This window comes from Bradyrhizobium sp. CIR18 (genome assembly GCF_014198295.1).
Classification (GTDB): Bacteria; Pseudomonadota; Alphaproteobacteria; order Rhizobiales; family Xanthobacteraceae; genus Bradyrhizobium.
This window is the reverse complement of sequence record NZ_JACIHF010000040.1, coordinates 1-1,362: the sequence shown is the minus strand read 5'-3', so window position 1 is coordinate 1,362 and position 1,362 is coordinate 1. Positions and strand designations below refer to the sequence as shown.

Sequence of the window (1,362 nt, the reverse complement as noted above, 5' to 3'; positions counted from 1 at the left end):
ACCGCCGGTGGGCTTCTCAAGCGTCATCGCCAAACGCAGCACGGTCGTCTTTCCCGAACCGCTTGGGCCGATCAGCGTGACCTTTTCGCCGGGGCGCACTTGCAGGTCGAGATCGACCAGCACACGGTGAGCACCGAAGGATTTCGAGATCTTTTCGAATTCGATAGCCCACGTGGCCTGTTGTGACATCGGAGAAGATCCGGGTGACTCTAGAACATTGAAAGCTGCGCCGGCACCGGGCGTCAATGGCCCTACCTTGCTAAATTCCGCGGTGCTAAGCATGTTTGACCTTGAATCTGGAGAGGAGGTACAGGAACGGCAAATTCATGCCGATATAGATAAGGCCTGCCAGGGTGAACGGCTCGAGAAAGCGGAAGCTCAGTTGGGCCTTTACCTGGGCTTCGCCCATCAGCACCGGAACTCCGATCGCAAAAAGCAACGAGGTTTCCCGAAACAGGCCCAGGACGTAGTTAAGCAGGGCTGGAACGGACCGTTTGACCATCAACGGAACGAGCACGCGGCGCCACGTAATGTAGGAGCTCAAATGGAGCGCCACGCAGGCATCCCGCAGTTCGGCGGGAATTGTGATGAGACTGCCGCGGTAGACCTCCGAGCAGTACGCGGCGTAGACAATACCCAATATGCCGATGCCAATGGGCATCGCTGGAAACTTGATCCCGACCGCCGGCAGGACATAGAAGCCGATATAGAGCAGCACAAGAATCGGCACCCCCCGGAAGAGTTCGAGCCAGAACCGCACGAAGGCCCGTCCGAATGTGGTGCTGACACTCTCAAGGATAGCAAGCAACAGCCCGCCCGACAGGGCGATCGCCGAGCTCGCAAGCGTTACCACGATGGTATTCCAAACGCCGCTCATGAGGGCTGGCCAGATCTTCAGGACATAGCTCCAATCCCATGTCATTGAGCAACTCCTACAAGCGTATCCGCCTGGGGCATGGGCTGAACCGATGTACGCGCGGCGCGCAAAGCACGGTTCAACGGCAGCAAGTGCTCGATGACCCGAAAAACAGCGGCGCAAAGAAGGGTTAGGATCCAGTAGACCACCGCGAGCAGGCAAAAGACCGTGACCGTCTCGAATGTCTGGCCGCGAACATAGTCTCCGACATAGATCAGGTCTTGCACGCCGATGAAGCTTACGATCGCGGTCCACTTGAATATGCCCCTGGCCAGGCTGCCGAAAGCGGGCACGATTTGCGAGAGCGCCTGTGGGAGAACGACCTTCCTGAAGCTTTGGAGATTGCTCAGCCCAAGCGCGTGACATGCATCGCTTTGCCCGCGATGCACAGACTCAATGCCGGCACGGACGATCTCCGCGCCATATGCCGAACCATCAAGCGCCAG

The 1,362-nt window shown here is 58.2% G+C and carries 3 protein-coding genes; all 3 read right to left on the bottom strand.

Annotated features, from left to right (window positions below):
• The coding region (locus GGD65_RS39920) for an ATP-binding cassette domain-containing protein (protein ID WP_183238759.1) at positions 1-189 on the bottom strand (189 nt) is incomplete at its 3' end.
• An 85-nt stretch (positions 190-274) separates the two neighbouring features.
• Positions 275-922 (bottom strand): amino acid ABC transporter permease, encoded by a 648-nt coding sequence (locus GGD65_RS39915; RefSeq protein WP_183238758.1) that lies wholly within the window; start codon positions 920-922, stop codon positions 275-277.
• A partial coding sequence (locus GGD65_RS39910) for an ABC transporter permease subunit (protein ID WP_183238757.1) occupies positions 919-1,362 on the bottom strand: 444 nt, incomplete at its 5' end. The genes GGD65_RS39915 and GGD65_RS39910, both read right to left, overlap by 4 nt.